20 protein-coding genes and 1 pseudogene are annotated in these 21,859 nt (G+C 74.1%); 4 read left to right on the top strand and 17 right to left on the bottom strand.

The window, feature by feature from the left end; translation table 11 throughout:
* Window positions 1–8: 8 nt before the first annotated feature.
* The 8 genes from UXQ13_RS01850 to UXQ13_RS01815 all read right to left on the bottom strand — a co-directional run bounded on the left by UXQ13_RS01850 (window position 9) and on the right by UXQ13_RS01815 (window position 8,786).
* The gene (locus UXQ13_RS01850) at window positions 9–821 is read right to left on the bottom strand and encodes an ABC transporter permease (RefSeq protein ID WP_336391710.1); all 813 of its coding nucleotides are present in this window, start codon (window positions 819–821) and stop codon (window positions 9–11) included.
* Window positions 818–1,711, bottom strand: coding sequence for an ABC transporter ATP-binding protein (locus UXQ13_RS01845; protein ID WP_336391709.1), 894 nt, complete (start codon window positions 1,709–1,711; stop codon window positions 818–820). Before UXQ13_RS01845 ends, UXQ13_RS01850 begins: the two co-directional genes overlap by 4 nt.
* Window positions 1,712–1,871: 160 nt before the next feature.
* Complete coding sequence (locus UXQ13_RS01840; RefSeq protein WP_225234617.1) at window positions 1,872–3,152, bottom strand: thymidine phosphorylase; 1,281 nt, start codon at window positions 3,150–3,152, stop codon at window positions 1,872–1,874.
* The gene (locus UXQ13_RS01835; RefSeq protein WP_225234616.1) at window positions 3,149–3,553 is read right to left on the bottom strand and encodes a cytidine deaminase; all 405 of its coding nucleotides are present in this window, start codon (window positions 3,551–3,553) and stop codon (window positions 3,149–3,151) included. The genes UXQ13_RS01840 and UXQ13_RS01835 overlap by 4 nt, the downstream gene beginning before the upstream one ends.
* Entirely contained in the window at window positions 3,550–4,830 is a 1,281-nt protein-coding gene (locus UXQ13_RS01830) for an ABC transporter permease (protein ID WP_336391708.1), read from the bottom strand. Before UXQ13_RS01830 ends, UXQ13_RS01835 begins: the two co-directional genes overlap by 4 nt.
* Window positions 4,827–6,041: an ABC transporter permease gene (locus tag UXQ13_RS01825; RefSeq protein WP_336391707.1), complete on the bottom strand. Its 1,215-nt coding sequence runs from the start codon at window positions 6,039–6,041 to the stop codon at window positions 4,827–4,829. Before UXQ13_RS01825 ends, UXQ13_RS01830 begins: the two co-directional genes overlap by 4 nt.
* Window positions 6,038–7,570: an ABC transporter ATP-binding protein gene (locus UXQ13_RS01820; protein WP_336391706.1), complete on the bottom strand. Its 1,533-nt coding sequence runs from the start codon at window positions 7,568–7,570 to the stop codon at window positions 6,038–6,040. Before UXQ13_RS01820 ends, UXQ13_RS01825 begins: the two co-directional genes overlap by 4 nt.
* A gap of 151 nt (window positions 7,571–7,721) precedes the next feature.
* A complete protein-coding gene (locus tag UXQ13_RS01815) occupies window positions 7,722–8,786 on the bottom strand; it encodes a BMP family lipoprotein (RefSeq protein WP_336391705.1) in 1,065 nt (354 codons plus the stop codon).
* 299 nt (window positions 8,787–9,085) lie between these two features.
* Here UXQ13_RS01815 and UXQ13_RS01810 point away from each other — a divergent pair, with 299 nt between their 5' ends.
* Entirely contained in the window at window positions 9,086–10,636 is a 1,551-nt protein-coding gene (locus UXQ13_RS01810) for a D-alanyl-D-alanine carboxypeptidase family protein (RefSeq protein WP_336391704.1), read from the top strand.
* Between the two features lie 31 nt (window positions 10,637–10,667).
* Here the strand turns inward: UXQ13_RS01810 and UXQ13_RS01805 are convergent.
* The 4 genes and pseudogenes from UXQ13_RS01805 to hisC all read right to left on the bottom strand — a co-directional run.
* Window positions 10,668–11,345 (bottom strand): annotated as a pseudogene (locus tag UXQ13_RS01805) (YihY/virulence factor BrkB family protein); the annotation flags it as partial.
* 214 nt (window positions 11,346–11,559) lie between these two features.
* Window positions 11,560–12,177: a 2'-5' RNA ligase family protein gene (locus UXQ13_RS01800; RefSeq protein WP_336391703.1), complete on the bottom strand. Its 618-nt coding sequence runs from the start codon at window positions 12,175–12,177 to the stop codon at window positions 11,560–11,562.
* Entirely contained in the window at window positions 12,174–13,193 is a 1,020-nt protein-coding gene (gene trpS / locus UXQ13_RS01795) for a tryptophan--tRNA ligase (RefSeq protein ID WP_380093418.1), read from the bottom strand. Before trpS ends, UXQ13_RS01800 begins: the two co-directional genes overlap by 4 nt.
* A 37-nt stretch (window positions 13,194–13,230) precedes the next feature.
* Window positions 13,231–14,331, bottom strand: a complete 1,101-nt coding sequence (gene hisC / locus UXQ13_RS01790; RefSeq protein WP_336391702.1) for a histidinol-phosphate transaminase — start codon at window positions 14,329–14,331, stop codon at window positions 13,231–13,233.
* A gap of 26 nt (window positions 14,332–14,357) precedes the next feature.
* Between hisC and galE the strand changes: the two genes are divergently transcribed.
* The gene (gene galE / locus UXQ13_RS01785; RefSeq protein WP_336391701.1) at window positions 14,358–15,308 is read left to right on the top strand and encodes a UDP-glucose 4-epimerase GalE; all 951 of its coding nucleotides are present in this window, start codon (window positions 14,358–14,360) and stop codon (window positions 15,306–15,308) included.
* Here galE and UXQ13_RS01780 read toward each other — a convergent pair.
* Window positions 15,305–16,633 carry a hemolysin family protein gene (locus tag UXQ13_RS01780; protein WP_225234606.1) on the bottom strand — a complete coding sequence of 443 codons (1,329 nt, stop codon included), beginning with the start codon at window positions 16,631–16,633 and terminating at the stop codon, window positions 15,305–15,307. The genes galE and UXQ13_RS01780 overlap by 4 nt on opposite strands.
* A 146-nt stretch (window positions 16,634–16,779) precedes the next feature.
* On the opposite strand from UXQ13_RS01780, the gene UXQ13_RS01775 reads away from it, so the two are divergent.
* The gene (locus UXQ13_RS01775) at window positions 16,780–17,508 is read left to right on the top strand and encodes a CAP domain-containing protein (protein WP_336391700.1); all 729 of its coding nucleotides are present in this window, start codon (window positions 16,780–16,782) and stop codon (window positions 17,506–17,508) included.
* Window positions 17,509–17,565: 57 nt separating this feature from the next.
* On the opposite strand, the gene UXQ13_RS01770 is transcribed toward UXQ13_RS01775, so the two are convergent.
* Genes UXQ13_RS01770 through UXQ13_RS01755 form a run of 4 tightly spaced genes read right to left on the bottom strand, consistent with a single transcriptional unit; the run spans window position 17,566 to window position 20,986 of the window.
* A complete protein-coding gene (locus tag UXQ13_RS01770) occupies window positions 17,566–18,780 on the bottom strand; it encodes an NADP-dependent isocitrate dehydrogenase (protein ID WP_225234604.1) in 1,215 nt (404 codons plus the stop codon).
* A gap of 32 nt (window positions 18,781–18,812) precedes the next feature.
* Window positions 18,813–19,766, bottom strand: coding sequence for a malate dehydrogenase (mdh, locus tag UXQ13_RS01765; protein WP_225234603.1), 954 nt, complete (start codon window positions 19,764–19,766; stop codon window positions 18,813–18,815).
* Between the two features lie 48 nt (window positions 19,767–19,814).
* Entirely contained in the window at window positions 19,815–20,114 is a 300-nt protein-coding gene (locus UXQ13_RS01760) for a DUF3017 domain-containing protein (RefSeq protein WP_225234602.1), read from the bottom strand.
* 8 nt (window positions 20,115–20,122) lie between these two features.
* Window positions 20,123–20,986, bottom strand: a complete 864-nt coding sequence (locus UXQ13_RS01755; protein ID WP_225234601.1) for a bifunctional methylenetetrahydrofolate dehydrogenase/methenyltetrahydrofolate cyclohydrolase — start codon at window positions 20,984–20,986, stop codon at window positions 20,123–20,125.
* Window positions 20,987–21,136: 150 nt separating this feature from the next.
* Here UXQ13_RS01755 and UXQ13_RS01750 point away from each other — a divergent pair, with 150 nt between their 5' ends.
* Window positions 21,137–21,844: a hypothetical protein gene (locus UXQ13_RS01750; RefSeq protein WP_336391699.1), complete on the top strand. Its 708-nt coding sequence runs from the start codon at window positions 21,137–21,139 to the stop codon at window positions 21,842–21,844.
* Window positions 21,845–21,859: the final 15 nt, after the last annotated feature.

Genomic DNA, 21,859 nt, shown 5'->3' with positions numbered 1-21,859 from the left:
CGGCGGCCTCACCCGTCCGCCTTGTCCCGCCAGCGGAAGGTGCGCACGCACAGCAGCAGGCCGACGGCCACCCAGGCCGTGAGCACGAGCGCGACCCGGCCGAGCTCCCACGAGCCGGCGGGCTCCTGGGCGGCGAGCACGTCGGGCAGGAAGACCGACCGCAGGCCCTGGGCCATCCACTTGAGCGGGAAGACCGCGGCGATGGTCTGCATCCACTCCGGGATCTGGTCGAACCGGAAGAACACCCCGGAGATGAACTGCAGGATCAGCGCGAACGGCGTCACCGTGGCCGACGCCGAGCGGCCGTTCTTGGCCAGGCTGGACACCGCGATGCCCAGCAGCGTGCACGCCGCGGACCCCAGGACGGCGACCCAGGTGAAGGTCAGCCACTGCGTGCCGCTGGGCAGGTCGATGCCGTACAGCACCACGCCCACGACCAGCAGGATCACGATGGTGGCGACGGTGACCGCGACGACCTGGGCGATCTTGCCGACGAAGTAGGCGCTCTTGGGCATCGGCGTCCCGGCCAGGTTCTTCAGCGTGCCGTCGCTGCGCTCGGTGGCGATGCCGATGGCCATGTTCTGCAGGCTGGCGCCCAGGATGCCGGCCGCGATCACCCCGGCCATGAAGTACTGGGTGAAGGTGACCCCGCCGCCGATCTCGTAGTCCAGGACGGCGCCGAAGACCACCAGCAGGATCACCGGGAACATCAGGGTGAAGACCACCGACTCCCGCTGCCGGAAGAACTCCTTGAGCTCGACGCCGGCGCGCACCCGGTAGACCCGGGCCAGCGCCGGGAGCTTGGTGGAGGGGGCGGTCACGAGGTCTGGCCGATCATCTGCAGGTACACGTCTTCCAGGGTCGGGCGGGCGACGGCCAGGTCGGGCACCTCGCCGGGGAACCGGGCGCCGAGCTCGGCCACCAGCGCGGTGGGGGTCTGGGTGGCCTCGGTGCGGCGGCGGCCGTCCTCGGTCCAGCTGACCACCGCGGGCGCGGTGCCCCGGCCCCCCAGCTCGGCGGGGACGGCGACCTCGACCAGCCGGCCGGCGGTGATGACCCCCACCCGGTCCGCCAGCTCCTCGGCCTCGTCCAGGTAGTGGGTGGTCAGCAGCATCGTCGTGCCGAGCTCGCGCAGGGAGCGGATCAGCGACCAGAACTGGCGGCGGGCCTCGGGGTCGAACCCGGTGGTCGGCTCGTCCAGGAACAGCAGGGCCGGGCCGCCGACGATGCCCAGGGCGACGTCCAGGCGGCGGCGCTGGCCACCGGACAGCGACCGGCCACGGGCGCGGGCCTTCTCGGTCAGCCCGACGAGCTCCAGCACCTCGTGCGGGTCCCGCGGCGCGGGGTAGTACGACGCCTGGGCGGTGAGCAGCTCCAGGCAGGTCAGCTGGCTGTCGCCGGCGCCGGCCTGCAGCACGATGCCGATGTCGGAACGCCAGCGGCGCCCGCCCGCCGCCGGGTCCACGCCCAGGACGGCGACCTGGCCGCCGTCCCGGCTGCGGTAGCCCTCGAGCACCTCGACGGTGGTGGTCTTGCCGGCGCCGTTGGGGCCCAGCAGCGCGAAGATCTCCCCGCGCCGGATGTCCAGGTCCAGGCCGTCGACGGCGTTGCGGTCGCCGTAGCGCTTCACCAGCCCGCGCACGCTGATCGCCGCATCGGGGTCCAGCGGGGTGGTCGGCTGCTCGGCGACGGGCGCAGGGGTGGTGCTCACGAGGACCGAGTGTCCCCCATGCGCCTGGACGGACCCGCCGCAGGCGGTGTGCGGCGTCGGTGCGGAGGACGGAGTCCTCCCGCCGGCGTCGCACGGACACGCTCCGCGCAGCCGGCACCGGCTCGTGGCCGCGGTGGGAGCGCGGAGCGCGACGGTGTGCTCAGGACGTGATGCGGTCGACCACCAGCGGCAGCACGGTGTCCTCGGTGTCGACGCCCACGGCGCCGTCCAGGGCCGCCAGCGCCCGCTCGATCCGCGAGGCGTCGTCGGTCTGCAGCTCCAGCAGCGGCTGGCCGGCGGTCACCTGCTCCCCCACCGACGCGTGCCAGACGACGCCGGCCGCGGCCGACACCGGGTCCTCCTTGCGCGCCCGGCCGGCGCCCAGCCGCCAGGCGGCCACGCCGAGGGCGTAGGCGTCCAGCCGGGTGAGCGTGCCGGTGGCCGGCGCGGTGACCACGTGGCGCTCGGTCGGCTGCGGCAGCGGGGCGTCGGGGTCACCGCCCTGGGCGCGGATCATGGCCTTCCAGGAGTCCATGGCCCGGCCGTCGGCCAGCGCCGCGGCGGGGTCGACGTCCGGGCGCCCGGCGCCGGCCAGCATCTCGCGGGCCAGGGCCAGGGTCAGCTCGACCAGGTCGGCCGGTCCGCCGCCGGCCAGCACCTCGAGGGACTCCGCGACCTCCACGGCGTTGCCCGCCGAGCGGCCCAGCGGACGGTCCATCGCGGTCACCAGGGCCACGGTGCGCACGCCGGCGGCCTCGCCGAGGCCGACCATGGTGCGGGCCAGCTCACGGGAGCTCTCGACGTCCTTCATGAACGCGCCGCTGCCGGTCTTGACGTCCAGCACGAGCGCGTCGGCGCCCTCGGCGATCTTCTTGCTCATGATCGAGCTGGCGATCAGCGGGATCGACTCGACCGTGCCGGTGACGTCGCGCAGCGCGTAGAGCAGCTTGTCCGCCGGGGCCAGGTCGTTGCCGGCCGCGCACACCACAGCACCGACGTCGCGGAGCTGGGCGAGGTACTCGTCCTCGGTCAGCGCCGCCCGCCAGCCGGGGATGGCCTCCAGCTTGTCCAGCGTGCCGCCGGTGTGCCCGAGCCCGCGGCCGGACAGCTGCGGGACGGCGACGCCGCACGCGGCGACCAGGGGCGCCAGCGGCAGGGTGGTCTTGTCCCCCACGCCGCCGGTGGAGTGCTTGTCCGCCGTCGGGCGGCCCAGCCCGGACAGGTCCTTGCGGACGCCGGAGTCGATCATCGCCTGGGTCCACGCGGCCAGCTCCGCCGGCGTCATGCCGCGGAAGAACACGCTCATCAGCAGCGCGCTCATCTGCTCGTCGGGCACCTGGCCCGCGGTGTAGGCGCCGATGACCCAGCGGATCTGGTCGCCGGACAGCTCGACGCCGTCCCGCTTGGCCCGGATGACGTCGATCGCGTCGTGGGTGCTCATGCCCGCTCCGCCGCCTTCACCAGGTCCTCGGGGCCGAACGCGTCGGGCAGCACCTCGCGCATCGGCACGATCCCCAGCGACACGGTCTCGATCATCATGTCCGCGCCGCCGAACTCCCAGAGCAGCTGCCGGCACCGGCCGCACGGCATGAGCGGCTGGCCGTCACCGCCGACGCACGCCACCGCGACCAGCCGGCCGCCGCCGGAGCGGGCGAGCTCGCTGACCATCCCGCACTCGGCGCACAGCCCGATGCCGTACGAGGCGTTCTCCACGTTGCAGCCGGTGACCACCCGGCCGTCGTCGACCAGCCCGGCGACACCCACCGGGAAGTGCGAGTACGGCGCGTAGGCGTGCGTCATGGCCTCGCGCGCCGCGGCGCGCAGGGCATCCCAGTCGATCAATGTTCGCCTCTCCGGTAGACCAGTCCGTCGGCCTTGGGCATCCGCAGCCGTTGGGAGGCCAGGGACAGCACCAGCAGCGTGGTCAGGTGCGGGGTGAAGCTGACGATGCCCTCGGGCAGCTCGTCGATGACGATGTAGCCCACCAGCGAGGCGGCCGCGAAGGCCGCCGCCGTCACCGCCTGGGTGATCTTGCCGCGGGCGCCCTGCACCACCGCGACGGCCAGCAGCAGGATCGCCACCAGCAGCAGCAGGGCGACCACGCCGGTGCGGCTGCGCAGCTGCAGGGCGTCGGCGAACCCGAACAGACCGGCGCCGGCGGCCAGGCCACCGGGGCGCCAGTTGCCGAAGATCAGCGCGGCCAGGCCGATGAACCCGCGGCCGTTGGTCTGGCCCTCGCGGTAGATGTTGGCGATGAAGACCAGGAACACCCCGCCCAGCCCGGCGAGCGAGCCCGAGATGACCACGGCGATGTACTTGAGCCGGTAGACAGGCACGCCCAGGGAGTCCGCCGCGGCCGGGTTCTCCCCGCAGGAGCGCACGCGCAGCCCGAACGCGGTGCGCCACAGCAGCAGGTAGGCCCCGGGCACCATGAGGACCGCGACGACGGTCAGCACGCCGACGCCGTTGGTGAACCCGCGCAGCACCCCGGCCAGGTCGCTGAGCAGGAACCAGTGCAGGTTCTCCAGCTTGCCCAGCAGGTCCGGGCCCGAGGAGAGCACCGGCAGCGAGAACGTCGGCGGTCGGGAGGACATCGCCGGGGACTGGGTGACGCCACCGCCGGCCGGGTTGTCCACGTAGATCGACTCGGACAGGAAGCGGACGACGCCGGCGGCCAGGATGTTGATCGCGACGCCGGAGATCACGTGGTCGACGCCGAAGGTGACGGTGGCGACCGCGTGCAGCAGCCCGCCCAGGGCGCCCATGAGGATGCCGCCGAGCACGGCGCCCTGCCAGCCCCACTGGTAGCCGGCGAAACCGGCCCCCCAGGTGCCCAGGATCATCATCCCGTCCAGGCCGATGTTCACCACGCCGGCCCGCTCGGCGAACAACCCGCCCAGCGCCGCCAGCAGCAGCGGCACGGCCAGCAGCAGCGTGGCGGCCATCGTCGAGGACGACGTCAGCGCCTGCTGCCCGGAGATGACCCGGACGGCGGAGACCAGCAGCAGCAGGCCGACCAGGATCCAGGTGAGCCGGCGCCCGCGGCCGCCGCCCAGGAAGAGCTCGGTCACCGGGCCCCGGGACGGGGCGGTGGTGCCGGCGGTGGTCGCGGTGCTCACGAGGCGCTCCCCATCGGGTCGGTGCGGCCGGTGGCGCCGGAGGCGTTGCTCAGCGCGGGCCCGCTCGGCGGACCGGCGTCGGGCTCGCCGCTGCTGCCGTCGCCGGCGGCCGGCGGGGCGACCGCCGTGCCCGACTCGGCCTGGCGGCGGGCGATGCGGCGGGCGACCTCGTTGGCGATGACCACCGCGAGCACGATCGTGCCCTGGATGATCGTGACCACCGAGGACGGGATGTTGGCGATCTGCAGCGGCACCGACGCCCGGTCCAGGAAGGCGAAGAGCACCGCGGCGACCGCGATGCCGATCGGGTTGTTGCGGCCCAGCAGGGCGATCGCGATGCCCAGGAAGCCCAGCCCGGAGGTGAACTGGGTGCCGTAGTTGTGGTCGGCGCCCAGCAGGTCGGGCAGGCCGATCAGCCCGGCGATCGCACCGGAGATCAGCATCGTGGTGATGACCATGCGCTTGGCGTCCACGCCGCTGGCCGAGGCCGCCGACGCCGACAGGCCGGTGGCCCGCAGGTCGAAGCCGAACCGGGTGCGCTTGAGCAGCACCGCGACCACGACGCCGACCACGACCGCCACCAGCAGGAAGCCGTAGAGCTGCCGCGGCGGGTCGGCCAGGCCGAGGGCGCCGAAGACCCCGTTGAGCGAGGGGAACCAGCCCGACTCCGGGATCTCCTTCGTCGTGACGATGGAGGCGCCCGGCTCGCTGCCCCGCAGCGGGCCGGTGAGCAGGAACGACGCCAGCCCCAGCGCGATGAAGTTCAGCATGATCGAGCTGATCACCTCGGACACGCCGCGGGTGACCTTGAGGACGCCGACGATGCCGGCCCAGATCGCGGCCATGCCCATCGCGACCACGATGATCAGCAGGACGTGCAGCGGGCCCGGCAGCGACACCGACGCCCCCACGCCGGCGGCGACGACGGTGGCCATCCGGTACTGGCCCTCGACGCCGATGTTGAACAGGCCCATCCGGAAGGCGACGGCCACCGCGAGCCCGGCCAGGAACAGCGGGACGGCGCGGTTGAGGACGACGACGATCGCGGTGACCTGCTGCGAGGGGGTCTCGCCGAAGTCGGTCATGACCGACAGCGCCCGCAGCGGGTCCACCCCGATGGCGGCCATGACCGCCCCGGAGATGACCAGGGCGATGACCACGGCCAGCAGCGGCGCGAGCAGCGCCTGGCCGGTGCGGCGCAGCACGCTCACGCCGCACCCGCCGTGGTGCCGGCGACCGCGCCGGTCATGTACCCGCCGAGCTGCTCGGGGGTGACCGCGCCCGGGTCGAGGGTGGCGACCACGGCGCCGCGCAGCATGACCTGGAGGGTGTCGGACAGGCCGATCAGCTCGTCCAGGTCGGCCGAGATCAGCACGATCCCCAGCCCCTCCGCGCGGGCGTCCTTGAGCAGTTCCCAGATGACCGACTGCGCACCGACGTCGACGCCGCGGGTCGGGTGCGCGGCGATCAGCAGCCGCGGCTTCGCGCTCATCTCGCGACCGACGATGAGCTTCTGCTGGTTGCCGCCGGACAGGGCGACGGCCAGGGTGTCCGGCCCCGGGGCGCGGACGTCGTACTCGCGCATGATCCGCTCGGTGTCGGCCCGGGCGGCCTTGCGGTCGATGAACAGGCCGCGGGCGTTGGGGGCCTCGGTCTGGTGGCCCAGCACCCGGTTCTCCCAGAGCGGGGCGTCCAGCAGCATGCCCTGGCGGTGCCGGTCCTCGGGGATGAAGCCGATGCCGCGCTCGCGCCGGGTCCGGGTGGTCCAGGCGGTGATGTCGTCGGTGCCGAGCACGACCGTCCCGGCGGCCAGCGGGCGCAGCCCCATGATCGCGTCCACCAGCTCGGCCTGGCCGTTGCCCTCGACGCCGGCGATGCCCACGACCTCGCCCTCGCGGACGGTCAGCGTGACGTCGTCGACGGCGGGGCGGGCGCCCTGGCCGGCCACGGTGACCCCGCGCAGCTCCAGCACCGGGGTGTCGCGGACGGTGGAGGTGCGGGTCTCCGGGGTGGGCAGCTCGGCGCCGACCATCATCTCGGCCAGCTGCTTGGCCGTCGTCGTCCGCGGGTCGGCGGTGCCCACCGTGGTGCCGCGGCGGATGACGGTGATCGAGTCGGCCACCTTCCGCACCTCGTCGAGCTTGTGGGAGATGAAGATGACCGTGAGGCCCTCGCGCTTGAGCTCCGCGAGGTTGCCGAACAGCTCGTCGACCTCCTGCGGCACCAGGACGGCGGTGGGCTCGTCCAGGATCAGCGTGGTCGCGCCGCGGTAGAGCACCTTGGCGATCTCCACCCGCTGCCGGTCGCCCACGCCGAGGTCCTCGACCAGGTCGTCGGGCTCCAGGCCCAGGGCGTAGGACTCGGAGATCTCGGTGATCCGGCGGCGGGCGGCGGCACCGATGCCGTGCGCCTTCTCCGCGCCCAGGACCACGTTCTCCAGGACCGTCAGGTTGTCGGCCAGCATGAAGTGCTGGTGCACCATGCCGACGCCGGCCGCGATCGCGTCGCCGGGGCTCTTGAAGACGACCTCGCGGCCGTCGAGCAGGATCTGGCCCTCGTCGGGCCGGTGCATGCCGTACAGGGTCTTCATCAGCGTCGACTTCCCGGCGCCGTTCTCGCCCACGATCGCGTGGACCTCGCCGCGGGCGACCCGCAGCTCGATGTCCTTGTTCGCGACGACCCCCGGGAACCGCTTGGTGATCCCGCGCAGCTCCACCGCCGGCGGTGCTGACTCCGTCACTGCCACTCCCGGTGCTCCTCGGTGGACGATCTTCGGTCGGCTGGGCGCTGGGCCCGCCGGAGTCCCGACGGTGGGACGGTACACAGCAGAAACGACGGGCCCGGGCGCTACCGCCCGGGCCCGTCGTCCTGCTGCTGGAGGCGACCCGACGTCAGTCGGTCGGGGTCTCCGGGACGGTGATCTCGCCGTCGACGATCTGCTGGGTGTAGTCGTCGATCGTCGACTGGATGTCGTCGATGAACCCGCCGGAGTAGGACAGGCCCACACCCTCGGTGGACAGGTCGTTGACCACGTCGGTGCCGCCCTCGACGCTGCCGTCGACGAAGGTGCCGATGTAGGCCTCGACCGCGTTGTCCACGCGCTTGAGGACCGAGGTCATGATCACGGCCTGCAGCGAGGCGTCGCCGACGGTCTCGTACTGGTCGGAGTCGACCCCGATGGCCCGGCCACCGGAGGCCGCGGCGGCCTGGAAGACACCGATGCCCGAACCACCGGCGGCGGCGTAGACGATGTCGGCGCCGGCGTCGAACATGCCCTGGGCCACGATCTGGCCGCGGGCGGGGTCGTTGAACCCGGAGAAGTCACCGGCGGGCGAGATGTACTGCCGGTCGATGATGATGTCGGGCTTGACGGTCTGCGCACCGGCGACGAAGCCGGCCTCGAAGGCCTGGATCAGCGGGGTCTCGACGCCGCCGACGAAGCCGACGTGGCCGGTCTCGCTCTTGGTCGCGGCCGCGACGCCACCGAGGAACGAGCCCTGGTTGGCGGCGAACTGCAGGCCGGTCACGTTGTCGGCGACGTCCACGCCGGTGGAGTCGACGATGGCGAAGTCGACGTCGGGGTACTGCTGGGCCACGTCGCCGATCACGTCGCCGTAGGCGAAGCCGACGGCGATGATCGGGTTGAAGCCCTGGTCGGCGAGCTGGGTCAGCAGGTCGGCCCGGTCGGAGGCGTCGCTGTTGGGCGAGACCTCCTGCACGGAGCCGCCGTTGGCCTCGATGGCCGCCTCGACGCCGGCGTAGGCCGAGTCGTTGAAGGACTTGTCGCCGCGGCCGCCGGTGTCGTAGGCGAGGCCGATCTTCGGGCCGTCCTCGCTGCCGCCGCTGCTCGCGCTGCCACCGCTGCCGCTGGTGTCCTCGTCGCTGGCGCAGGCCGCCAGGGCCAGGCTGCCGGCGATGGCCAGGGCGGCCAGCTTCATCCCACGCGCTCGGCGCAAGGGGTTCTCCTCTCGTGTGGGGCGACGCCCACCCGGAGGGGGTGCGCCCCGGGGTGTGCTCTCGGGTGTCCCACCGCCCCGGGCCCGCGGAGGGGCGAGGCGGCGATTCCGGCACGCTAGCCGCGGCCGGTGTCCCCCCGGCACCACCGCAGGGACACCGAGACCCGATCGTTAGGACCCGGCGACGTGGCCGACACGTGGCGCCCGCCCCGGCACACCCGGCACATGCGTCACGCGACGGAGCCGACACGCACCCGGGCCACCCCGGTCGGGGCCTCCCGCGGTTAGCGTCGCGCACCATGCGATCCCTGCTGCCCGGTGCCCGCGCGGCCGCGGTGGCGCTTGTCACGGGTGTCGTCCTGCTGGCCGGCGTCCCGGCCGCCCTGGCCGAGGACACGTCCCGGCCGACCGTCGACCCGGCGGCCCCGACCCCCACCGCCCCCCAGGACGGCGGTCCCGCGCAGGGCCACGCCCCCGACGGCAGCACCGTGGGCGGCGACGGCCTGGACACCCGCGGCCTGGTCACCGTCGCCGGGGCACCGGCCCTGCCCGAGGGCATCGACGCGCACGGCTGGGTGGTCGCCGACCTGGACACCGGCGAGGTGCTCGGCGCCCAGGACCCGCACGGCCGCTACTACCCGGCCAGCACGCTCAAGACGCTCACGCTGCTCACCCTCGCCCCGGCGCTGGACCCGGCGCTCGTCGTGGAGGGCACCACCGAGGACGAGTCGGTCGAGGGCAGCCGGGTCGGCCTCGTGGCCGGCGGCCAGTACCCGGTGTCGCTGCTGTTCGACGCCCTGGTCATGCAGTCGGGCAACGACGCCGCCAACGCCCTGGCCCGGGCCGCGGGCGGGGTGCCAGCGACGCTGGCGGCGATGAACGCCACGGCCCAGCGGATCGGCGCCCTGGACACCGTGGCCGGCACGCCGTCCGGGCTGGACGTCGCGGGCCAGACGTCCTCGGCCTACGACCTGGCGCTGATCATGGCCCAGCTGGTGGACGACCCCACGACCGCGGCGATCCTGCAGCAGACGACCGCGCAGATGCCCGCCGTCCCCGGCAAGAGCGACGGCTACCAGATCCAGACCCAGAACACCCTGCTCACCGAGTACCCGGGCACCCTGGGCGGCAAGACCGGCTTCACCGACGCCGCCCGGCACACCTTCGTGGCCGCCGCGCAGCGCGACGGCCGCCGGCTGGTGGTCAGCCTCATGCAGACCGAGCGCTACCCGGTCTCCACGACCGAGCAGGCGGAGCGGCTGCTGGACTGGGGCTTCGCCACCCCGACCGGCAGCGGGGTGGGCACCCTGGTCGCGCCGGGCGAGGTCGGCAGCGACGCCGCGTCGGCCGGCCTCGCCGTCCCCTCCCCCGCCGACGGCACGCTGAGCTCGGCCGAGGCCGCCGACGCCGCGGCCGCCGCGCAGAGCGCCGCCGTGCAGCCGGCGTCCACCCAGGCGCCCGCCGAGTCGGTCCTGCTGCCCGTGGCCCTCGGCACGGCCGCGGCGGCGGTCGTGGTCGCCACGGTGGTCGGCCGCCGACGGGCCGTCCGGCTGGTGCCGGCCGGCGGGTGGTCCGACGACCGGGCGGTCAGGCGTCCGCCGCCGCGTCGGGACGACGGGCCGGCCGGCGGTCCCGGCGACGGACCGCGGCGGGGACCCAGCGACCTGCCGCCGCACCCATCAGCGCCCCTGCCCCCAGCAGGCCCGCCGCGAGGGCGAGCGGAGCCGGGCGCGGACCGCGTTCGTCGACCAGCACCACGTCGGGCAGCCGGGTCGGGCTCGGCGGGCCGTGCGGGACCCCCGCGGCCGAGTGCTCGACCGCCGGGAGGGTCGCGGTCCACGCGGCCGTGAAGAAGGCGAACCGGGCGACCACGTTGATCCAGATGATCAGCCCGACGAACCCGCCGAACGCCGAGACGGTCACGTTGCCGCTGAGGATGTTCAGGTAGTACCCGCCCACGAACTTCAGCACCTCGAACCCGACGGCGCCGAAGGCGGCACCCGGCAGCAGCATCCGGATGCCGAAGGGCGTGTTCGGCACGCCCTTGAGCACCCACAGGAAGACCAGGGTGTCGCCGACCAGGGCCAGCCCGATGCCGAGCACCCCGGTGAGCAGGAAGAACCCGGGCACCTGGTCGATGCCCAGCAGGTCGAAGGCGTAGCCCGCCGCCGCCGTCGTCCCCGTGCTCAGCGCGATGGACAGCACGCCGGCGCCGGCCAGCCCGAGCAGCACCAAGAGGTCCTTGAGCCGGTCGCCGAGGAAGTCGGGCTGGTCCGGTCTGCCGCGCCAGACGACGTCCATCCCGACCCGGAGCTTGTCCACCGCGCCCAGGCCGACGACCAGGAAGCCGACCAGCCCGATCACCCCGGTGGTGCTCCGGGCGTTGATGGCGCCCACCACGGCCTGCGCCAGGTCGCTGCCGGTCTTGCCCGGGACGGCGTCCTGGATGGCCTCGACCAGCTCCAGCTGCAGCGCGGTGTTCCCGGCCAGCACGAAGCCGGCGATCGAGGCCAGCAGCAGCACGACGGGGAACAGCGCCAGGAAGGCGTAGTAGGTCACGGCCGAGGCGAGGACGTCGCCCTGTGCGCGGTTGTAGTGCCCGCCGGCGTGCACCAGGTGGTCGAACCAGGGCTGGGCGGCCCGGCCGCGGTGGATCAGGTCGCGGACGCCGTCGACGGTCCGGGTGATCACGTTGCCGCCGGGGGCCGGCTCCTGCGCTGTGCTCACGGCGCCGATTCTCCGGGTCGGGGCGGGCGGGCGCCGACCGGGCCGGTCAGGCGCGCGGCGGTCCGGTCAGCGGGTGCCGGCGGGCCACGGCCCACGCGCCGCTGGACTGCTGCTCGAACTCGGTGAAGTGCCCGACCGGGAAGGTGCACTCCAGGCCGGCCAGCTCGGTGGCCGCCATGTCGAGGGCCTCGGCGGGCACGTCGTGGGCCACGGTGACGTGCGGGTGGTACGGGAACGACAACGGCCGGGCCAGCGGGCCGCTGCGGACGTCGGTGGCGATCGCCGCGCAGTCGGCGACGCCCGCGGCGACGGCCACGAAGACCACCTCGGAGACCGGCCGGAAGGTGCCGGTGCCCTGCAGGCGGATCTCGAAGGGCGGGTGGCTGCGGGCCACCGCGGCCAGGTGGGCGGAGATCAGCGACCGGTCGGCGGTGGCGACCTCGGTGGGCGGCAGCAGGGTGACGTGCGGCGGCACCACCCCGGCCTGCGGGTCCCCGCACTTGGCCCGCCAGTTGACCAGCAACTGGGCCCAGGGCTCGGGGATGTCGACCACCACGCCCAGCACGGCCGTGGCGCCGACGGCGCGGTGGGCGTTGCGCGGGACGAACGTGTCGTCGTGCCGGCGCGGGGGCTGCTGCCGGGGAGGGGGTACCGGCCTGGTCACCGGGCCCCCGAGGGAGGCAGGAAACCGATCCGGTCGTAGACGGCGGCCAGGGTGGGGGCGGCGACCTCGCGGGCCCGGGCGGCACCGGCGGCGAGCACCAGCTCCAGCTCGGCGGTGTCGGCGAGCAGCTCGGCGGTGCGGGCCTGCACCGGGGCCAGCGCCTCGACCACCACCTCGGCGAGCTCTTTCTTCAGGTCGCCGTAGCCGCGGCCGGCGAACCGCTGCTCGAGCTCGGGCACCGGCACCCCGGAGAAGGCGGAGTGGATGGTCAGCAGGTTGCTGACCCCGGGCTTGCCCTCGGGGTCGAAGACGACCTCCCTGCCGGTGTCGGTGACGGCGCTGCGGATCCGCTTGCCGATCACCTTGGGGTCGTCGAGCAGGTTCACGCACCCGGCCTCGGGCAGGCTCTTGGACATCTTCTTGTCCGGCTGCTGCAGGTCCAGGACCTTGGCCGCACCCTGCGGGATGTAGGCCTCCGGCAGCACGAAGGTCTCGCCGAACCGGCTGTTGAACCGGGTGGCCAGGTCGCGGGTCAGCTCCAGGTGCTGGCGCTGGTCCTCACCGACCGGGACCCGCTGGGCCTGGTAGAGCAGGATGTCGGCGGCCTGCAGGATCGGGTAGGTGAACAGCCCGACGCTGGTGCTGGACTGCCCCTGCCGGGCGGACTTGTCCTTGAACTGGGTCATCCGGCCGGCCTCGCCGAAGCCGGTGATGCACTGCAGCACCCAGCCCAGCTGGGCGTGCTCGGGCACGTGGCTCTGCACGAAGAGCGCGCTGCGGTCGGGGTCGACGCCCAGCGCCAGCAGCTGGGCGGCGCTCACCAGCGTGCGCCGGCGGAGCACCGCCGGGTCCTGCTCGACGGTGATCGCGTGCAGGTCCACGACGCAGTAGAAGGCGTCGTGGTCGGCCTGCATGCTGACCCACTGCCGCAGCGCCCCGAGGTGGTTGCCGAGGTGGAAGGAGTCCGCCGTCGGCTGGATGCCGGACAGCACGCGGGGAGCAGGCACGTCCCTCATCGAACCACGCACCCCACCCGTCCCCCGCCGGACCCGCCTAGCCGCCGACGATCTCGTCGAGGGCGGCCAGGAAGACGTCGTCCTCCTCGGGGGTGCCGACGGTGACCCGCAGGCCCTCGCCGGCGAAGGGGCGGGTGATCACGGCCCGGGCCTCCAGGGCAGCGGCGAGCTCGGCGGTGCGCTCGCCCAGCGGGAGCCAGACGAAGTTGGCCTGGCTGTCGGCGACGGACTGCCCGCGCTCCCGCAGCGCGGCGGTCAGCCGCTCCCGCTCGGCGGTGACCTCGGCGACCCGGGCGCGCACCTCGTCCTCGCTGGCCAGCGCGGCGACCGCGGCGGCCTGGGCGACCATCGAGACGCCGAAGGGCACGTGCGTCTTGCGCACCGCCTCGGCCACGGCGGGGTCCTCGGCCAGCAGGTAGCCCACCCGCAGGCCGGCCAGCCCCCAGGCCTTGGAGAACGTGCGCAGGACCGCGACGTTGGGCCGCCCGCGCATCAGCTCGACGCCGTCGGGCACCTCGGGGTCGGTGACGAACTCCCGGTAGGCCTCGTCCAGCACGACCAGGGTGGTGGCGGGCACGGCGTCCAGGAAGCGCTCGAGCGCCGGCCGCCGGACCGCCGTCCCGGTCGGGTTGTTCGGGTTGCACACGAGGACGACGCGGGTGGTCTCGTCCACCGCGGCCAGCAGGCCGTCGAGGTCGTGGGTGTCGGCCCGGCCGCCGTCGGTGCCCGGCACCAGCGGCACCTGGACGGCGGTGGCGCCGGCGACCCGGGCCAGCAGCGGGTACATCTCGAAGGACCGCCAGGCGTAGACCAAGCCGGTGCCGGGGTCGCAGTAGGCCTGGGCCACCTGCTGGAGCAGCGTGACCGCACCGCACCCGACGGCCACCTGGCCGGGGTCGACGCCGTAGCGGCGGGCGAGGTCGCCGGTCAGCACCGCGGCGCCGTTGTCCGGGTAGCGGTTGGTCTCCCCCGCCACCTGCGAGATCGCCGCGACCACGGCCGGCAGCGGCGGGAAGGCGACCTCGTTGCTGGCCAGCTTCACGGCCTTGGGGACGCCGATCTCACGGGCCAGGTCGGCCGGGTTCCGGCCGGGCCGGTAGGCCGGGAGGGCGCTCACCGCCGCGCGCGGGCTGACCATGGGGACGTCCTCCGTAGGCTGGGGACATGCGAGTTCTCGTCGCCGGCGGCGCCGGCTACATCGGCAGCGTAGTCACCGCGGCCCTGCTCGACCGGGGCCACGAGGTGACCGTGCTGGACGACCTGTCGACCGGCCACGCCGACGCCGTCCCCGAGGGCGCGACCTTCGTCCGGGCGTCCCTGCACGACTCGGGCCCGGTCCTGGCCGACGTCCGGCCCGAGGCCGTGCTGCACTTCGCGGCCAAGAGCCTGGTCGGGGTCTCCCAGACCCAGCCCGAGGACTACTGGCACACCAACGTCGGCGGGTCGCTCGCGCTGCTGGAGGCGATGCGGGCGGTGGACTGCCGGCGGATCGTCTTCTCCTCCACCGCGGCCACCTACGGCGAGCCGGAGTCGGTGCCGATCCGGGAGGACGCCCCCACCCGCCCGACCAACACCTACGGCGCCTCGAAGCTGGCCGTGGACCACATGCTGACCTCCTACGCGGTGGCGCACTCCTTCGCCGCGGTCAGCCTGCGGTACTTCAACGTGGCCGGCGCCGGGTTCAGCCGGGGCGAGCGGCACGCCACCGAGACCCACCTCATCCCCATCGCGCTGCAGGTCGCCGCGGGCACCCGGGACGCGATCACCGTCTTCGGCGAGGACTACCCGACCCCCGACGGCACCTGCATCCGCGACTACGTCCACGTGCTGGACCTGGCCGAGGCGCACCTGCTGGCCCTGCCCGCGCCCGCGCCGGGCGAGCACCGCGTCTACAACCTGGGCAACGGCACCGGGTTCAGCGTGCAGCAGGTGGTCGACGCCGTCCGCGAGGTCACCGGGCACCCGGTGCCGGTCGTCGTCGGCGCCCGGCGGGCCGGCGACCCGGCCCAGCTGGTCGCCTCCTCGGACCGGATCCGCGCCGACCTGGGCTGGACGCCGCAGCACGCGGACCTGACCACGATGGTCGCCGACGCGTGGGCCCAGCTGAGCCGCTAGCTGGCGGCGTCCGCTCGGAGGGTGTCGCCGTCGACCTCCGGCGGCGGGGCGGGTGACACCGCGATCCGGGCGATGCGCCGGCCGTCGAGCTCGGTGACGGTGAGCTCGCGCCCCTCGTGCGACGCGGTGTCCCCGACGGCGGGGATCCGGCCCAGCTCGGCCAGCACCCAGCCGGCCACCGTCTCGTAGGGCCCCTCGGGCAGGTGCAGCCCGGTGGCCTCGGCGAAGTCGTCCAGGTTGAGCAGGCCGTCGACGTCGTGCGGGCCCTCGGCGGGGTCGTCGTTCTCCGGGACGGCGTCCTCGTCGTACTCGTCGTAGATCTCCCCGATGACCTCCTCGATGAGGTCCTCCAGGGTCACGATGCCGTCGGTGCCGCCGTACTCGTCGACGACGATGGCCAGGTGCTGGCTCTCCCGGCGCATCTCCGACAGCGCGGTGAGCACCCCCGCCGTCCCCGGAAGCTGCTTGACCTCGCGGGCCAGGTCGCCCACGGTGGCCGCCCGGCCCGCCGGGTGGTTGGGCAGCAGCAGGTCGCGGACGTGCACGAAGCCGACGACGTCGTCCTGCGTGCGGCCGACCACCGGGTACCGGGACCGGCCCGACTCCGCGATCAGCTTGGCCGCCCGGCTGGCCGTCATCGAGGCGTCGAGGAAGTCGACCTCGGTGCGCGGGGTCATCACCTCGCGGACCTCGCGGTCCCCGGCGCGGAAGACCTCGTCGATCAGCCGGCGCTCGTCGCTGGACAGCGACTCGTGGGCGGCGACGAGGTCGCGCAGCTCCTCCTGGCTGATCGACTCACCGCTCTGCTTGGGGTCCCCGCCCAGCAGCCGGACCAGCAGGTCGGTGGACCGGGACAGCAGCCAGATGACCGGCCGGAACGCCGAGGCGATGCGGTTGAGCGGGCCGGCGACGACGAGGGAGAAGCCCTCGGCGCGCTGCAGGGCCAGCCGCTTGGGGGTCAGCTCGCCGACCACGAGGGACAGGTAGCTGATGGCGATGGTGACCAGCACGAAGCTCAGCGGGTCGGCCACGCCCTCGGCCAGGCCGAGGGACACCAGCCACTCCCCCAGCGGGGCCGACAGCGTGCTGGCGCCGAAGGCCGCGGAGAAGAACCCGGCCAGGGTGACGCCGACCTGCACCGCGGCGAGGAAGCGGTTGGGCTCGCTGAGCAGCTTGGTCAGCGCGGTGCCGCGCTTGCCCTTCTCCCCCAGCGCGCGGACCTGCGACTCCCGCAGCGAGACCAGGGCGATCTCCGCACCGGCGAACGCGCCGCCGATGAGGACGAAGACGACGACCATGACGATGTTGAGCCAGACGTCGCTCACGAGCGGGCGTGCTCCTTCGGGGGGGGTGCGGGGCGGGACGGGCGTCCCAGGATCCCGGTCGGGACGCGGACGGTCCACCCGGCAACGGCCGGGCGGCGGCGCACGTTCCGCCGCGCGGGGTGCACGTGTGGCTAGGGTCGACGGCCATGACCGATCCCGGGCACGACCGCCGGCTGCTGCGCGGGCTGCCCGTGGGACGGCGGTGGGTGCCCGCCCTCGCCGTCCTGGCCGTGCTCGCCGTCCTGGGCGGCGTGCTCTGGGCGCTCCCCGGCCGCACCGACCCGGTGCCGGCCGCGGCGACCTCCCCGAGCGCGACCACCACCAGCGCTGCGCCGACCACCACGGCGGCACCGACCACGACGGCCACCGCGACCACGCCGCCCACCACCGAGCCGACCACCAGTCCCCCGCCGGCGCCCGAGACCTCCCCGGCGGCCCCCGCCGAGACCGCCCCGGCGCCGGCCCCGCCCCCTGCTCCGGCCCCGGCTCCCGCCGCGAGCCCGGGACCCGAGGGCGCCGTGCTGGACCTGGTCAACGCCGAGCGCGCCGCGGCCGGCTGCGGGCCGGTCGTCGCCGACGGCGGGCTCGCCGCGGTGGCCCGGGCGCACAGTGCGGACATGCGCGACCGCGGGTACTTCAGCCACACCACGCCCGACGGGCTCAGCCCCTGGGACCGCGCCGCGGCCGCCGGGGTGTCCGGCGCGAGCGCGGAGAACATCGCCCAGGGCTACGGCGACGGCGCGTCGGTCATGGCCGGCTGGATGGACAGCCCGGGCCACCGCGCCAACATCCTGGACTGCAGCAACACCCGCCTGGGCGTCGGCATCGCCGACGGCTCCGGCGGCCCCTGGTGGACCCAGCTCTTCGGCCGCTGACCCCGGACGCACGACGGCCCCCTCCGCGGTGCGGAGGGGGCCGTCGGGGCGACTGCGTCAGGCCATGGCCTTCTGCAGGTTCGCGTCGATCGCGGCGAGGAAGTCCTGGGTGGTGAGCCAGGGGGCGTCCTTGCCGATGAGCAGGGCGAGGTCCTTGGTCATCTGACCGCCCTCGACCGTCTCGACGCAGACGCGCTCGAGGGTCTCGGCGAACTCGGTGACCTCGGGGGTGCCGTCCAGCTTGCCGCGGTGGGCCAGGCCCCGGGTCCAGGCGAAGATCGACGCGATCGGGTTGGTCGACGTCTCCTTGCCGGCCTGGTGCTGGCGGTAGTGCCGGGTGACCGTGCCGTGCGCGGCCTCGGCCTCGACGGTCTTGCCGTCCGGGGTGGCCAGCACCGAGGTCATCAGGCCCAGCGAGCCGAAGCCCTGCGCCACGGTGTCGGACTGCACGTCGCCGTCGTAGTTCTTGCACGCCCAGACGTAGCCGCCCTCCCACTTGAGGTTGGCCGCGACCATGTCGTCGATCAGGCGGTGCTCGTAGGTGATCCCGGCGGCGGCGAACTTCTCCGCGAACTCGGCGTCGAAGATCTCCTGGAAGATGTCCTTGAAGCGCCCGTCGTAGACCTTGAGGATCGTGTTCTTGGTCGACAGGTACACCGGGTAGTTGCGGGCCAGGCCGTAGTTCAACGAGGCCCGGGCGAAGTCCCGGATCGAGTCGTCGAGGTTGTACATCGACAGCGAGATGCCGGCCGAGGGGGCCTGGAAGACCTCGCGCTCGATGGTCTCACCGCCGTCCTCGGGGGTGAAGACGACCTTCAGGGTGCCCGCGGAGGGGAACTTGAAGTCGGTGGCGCGGTACTGGTCGCCGTAGGCGTGGCGGCCGACGATGATCGGCTTGGTCCAGCCCGGCACCAGGCGCGGCACGTTCTCCATGATGATCGGCTCGCGGAAGATCACGCCGCCGAGGATGTTGCGGATCGTCCCGTTGGGCGAGCGCCACATCTGCTTGAGGCCGAACTCCTCGACCCGCGCCTCGTCCGGGGTGATCGTCGCGCACTTGACGCCGACGCCGTGCTCCTTGATGGCGTTGGCCGCGTCGATCGTCACCTGGTCATCGGTGGCGTCGCGGTTCTCCATGCCCAGGTCGTAGTACTCGAGGTCGACGTCGAGGTACTTGAGGATCAGCTCGTCCTTGATGAACTGCCAGATGATCCGGGTCATCTCGTCGCCGTCGAGCTCGACGACCTTGCCCTGCACCTTGATCTTGCTCACGTGTGGGTGATCCCTCTCTGTTGGAGGCCGACTCAGAGGTCGGCCACGTCCGCCTGCTTGGCCCGTACGGCCTCGGCTGCATCGCGCAGCCCGGCCAGCTCGTCGTCGGTCAGGTCGCCCTCGACCACCCGGCGCACACCCTCTCGGCCCAGTTCGGCCTCGACCCCCAGGTAGACCCCGGAGATCCCGTACTCGCCGTCGACCCACGCGCACACCGGCATGACCGCACCGGAGTCCTCGATGACCGCCTTGGCCATCCGGGCCGCGGCGGCCGAGGGCGCGTAGTAGGCCGAGCCGGTCTTGAGCAGCGCCACGACCTCGGCCCCGCCGTTGCGGGTGCGGTCGACCAGGTGCGCGATGCGGTCGGCGGCCAGCACGTCGGACAGCGGCTTCCCGTCGACGGTGCACCGGCTGGGCACCGGGACCATGGTGTCGCCGTGGCTGCCCAGGGTCAGCGTCCGCACCGAGGCGGTGGGGACGCCGAGCTCGCGGGCGACGTTGTCGGTGAACCGGGCGGTGTCCAGCATCCCGGCCTGGCCCATGACCCGGGCGGTCGGGAAGCCGGTGGCCAGCTGGGCCAGCGCGGTCATCTCGTCCAGCGGGTTGCTCACCACGATGACCACGGCGTCCGGGGAGGTCCGGGCCACGTTCTCGGCCACCGACCGGACGATGCCGGCGTTGGTCTCGATCAGGTCCATCCGGCTCATGCCCGGCTTGCGCGGCAGCCCCGCGGTGATCACGACGACGTCGGAGCCCTCGGTGCCCTCGTAGGACCCGCCGCCGACGCCGACGACCTCGGTCTCGAAGCCCTCGATGGAGCGGGACTGGTTGATGTCCAGCGCGAGGCCCTCGGGCTTGCCCTCGACGATGTCGGTGAGCACGACCGTGCGCACGATGTCGTACTGCGCGAGGCGCAGTGCGGTCGTCGAGCCGTAGAAGCCGGACCCCACGACGGTGATCTTGCCGGTACCGGGCTGCGCTGCCATGGCCGCCAACCTAGCGCCGGAGCCCGTCGGCTGCGCCCCCGGCCCCGATCAGGTGGGCGGGATGGCCAGCGCGACGAGGACCAGCGCGATCCCGCCGCCGGCGGTCAGGACGACGTCGGTGGTGCTGCTGCGGACGGCGAGGAACCCCACCCGGCGCACGGGCAGCAGCATCCGCAGCACCGCGGCGCCGACCAGGGCCAGGCCCATGACGACCAGCCCGCGCCGCCAGTTGCCCGCGGCCACCGTGACCAGGCCGACCGCCACGACCACCAGCACCGCCGTGAGCGGCAGCTGCCGGAGGACGCCGGCCAGGAACGGCCGGCGGGTGTACAGCGGGGCGCGGGCCACCGGGGGCCTCAGGCCGTCGCGGGGGCGGCGGACCGCTCGGCCAGGGTGACCACGTTGCTCAGCAGCATCGCCCGGGTCATCGGACCGACCCCGCCGGGGTTGGGGGCGACGTGCCCGGCGACCTCGACCACGTCGGCGGCGACGTCACCGGCGATCTTGCCGTCGACCCGGCTCACGCCGACGTCGAGGACGGCGGCGCCGGGCTTGACCATGTCGGCGGTGACCAGCCCCGGCACCCCGGCCGCGGCCACGACGACGTCGGCGCGCCGGGTGTGCGCGGCCAGGTCGCGGGTGCCGGTGTGGCACAGCGTCACGGTGGCGTTCTCCGACCGCCGGGTCAGCAGCAGGCCCAGCGGTCGGCCGACGGTCACCCCGCGGCCGACGACGACGACCTCGGCCCCGGCCAGCGGGACGTCGTACCGACGCAGCAGCTCCACGATGCCCAGCGGGGTGCAGGGCAGCGGGCCGGGCACCCCGAGCACGAGCCGGCCCAGGTTCGTCGGGTGCAGGCCGTCGGCGTCCTTGTCCGGGTCCATCGCCTCCAGGACGGCGGCCTCGGAGACCTGCGGGGGCAGCGGCAGCTGGACGATGTAGCCGGTGCAGGCGGGGTCGGCGTTGAGCTCGGCCACCACGGCCAGCACGTCGGCCTGCGAGGCGTCGGCGGGCAGCTCACGCTGGATGCTGGCGATGCCGACCTGGGCGCAGTCGGCGTGCTTGGCGTTGACGTACCACCGGCTGCCCGGGTCGTCGCCGACCAGCAGCGTGCCCAGCCCCGGGCGCCGTCCGGCAGCGGTCAGTGCGGCCACCCGCTCGGTCAGCTCGGTGCGGATGGCCCCCGCTGTGGCCTTGCCGTCCAGTCGCGTCGCCGTCACCCGCCCAGTCTGCCGCACCCCGGCCGTGACCGGCTGGAACGGCCTCGTCCCAGGGCCCCACGGCGCGCGGAGCGTGTCGTGGGGAGGGACGAGGTCCTCCTGCTTCTCCTAGGCTCGGCGGCAGAACCGGTCGACGCCCCAGGAGGACCCGTGAGCGAGCCCGAACGGACCGATGCCGACCGCACCCAGGTGTTCGGCGCGCCCGGACCCGGCCCGGACCCGGCCGACCAGCAGACGACCGAGGTGCACCCCGTGGCGCCCGCCCCCCGCCAGGACACCCCGCCCATCCCCTTCCGCAGCGTCGGGGCCGACGGCGCGGCCGGGCACGGCGTGGACCGCCCGGCGCCCGCGGACGGGACGTGGCGGCCACCGGTCGACCCGGCGACGACCGCGCCCGCCTGGTCCACGAAGCCCGTGGCGGTCCGCCGCGGCGACGCGTTCGGCGCACTGTGCCTCCTGCTGGCCGGCGTGGCCGCGGCGCTGAGCCTGCTGCTGCCCTGGACGCCGGACGGCCCGACCGGCCTGGACCTGGCCCGCGACGTCGTGGACCAGGCCCGCACCGACTGGACCGGGTTGTTCGACCGCGGCCTCTGGCAGCCCGGTGCCGTGCTGGCCGGCGGCGCGGTCCTCTTCCTGCTCGGGCTGCTGCTGCTGGTGCCGGCGCGCGCGCACCGCGCGCTGGGCGTGCTGGCACTGCTGGTCGCCGGTCTCGTGGTGGCCGCCGTCCTGGTCCCCTCCTACGACCGGGACTGGCAGCTGGGCACCTTCGACCTCGGCTTCTACTTCGCCCTCGGCGTCGCCGGCCTGGGCCTGCTCGGCGCCCTCAAGGCGCTGCTCACCGGCCCGAAGGTCCGCTGACCGACGGCTCCCTCC

This window comes from Klenkia terrae (genome assembly GCF_037083865.1).
Classification (GTDB): Bacteria; Actinomycetota; Actinomycetes; order Mycobacteriales; family Geodermatophilaceae; genus Klenkia; species Klenkia terrae.
This window is presented reverse-complemented; position numbering and strand designations above follow the sequence as displayed.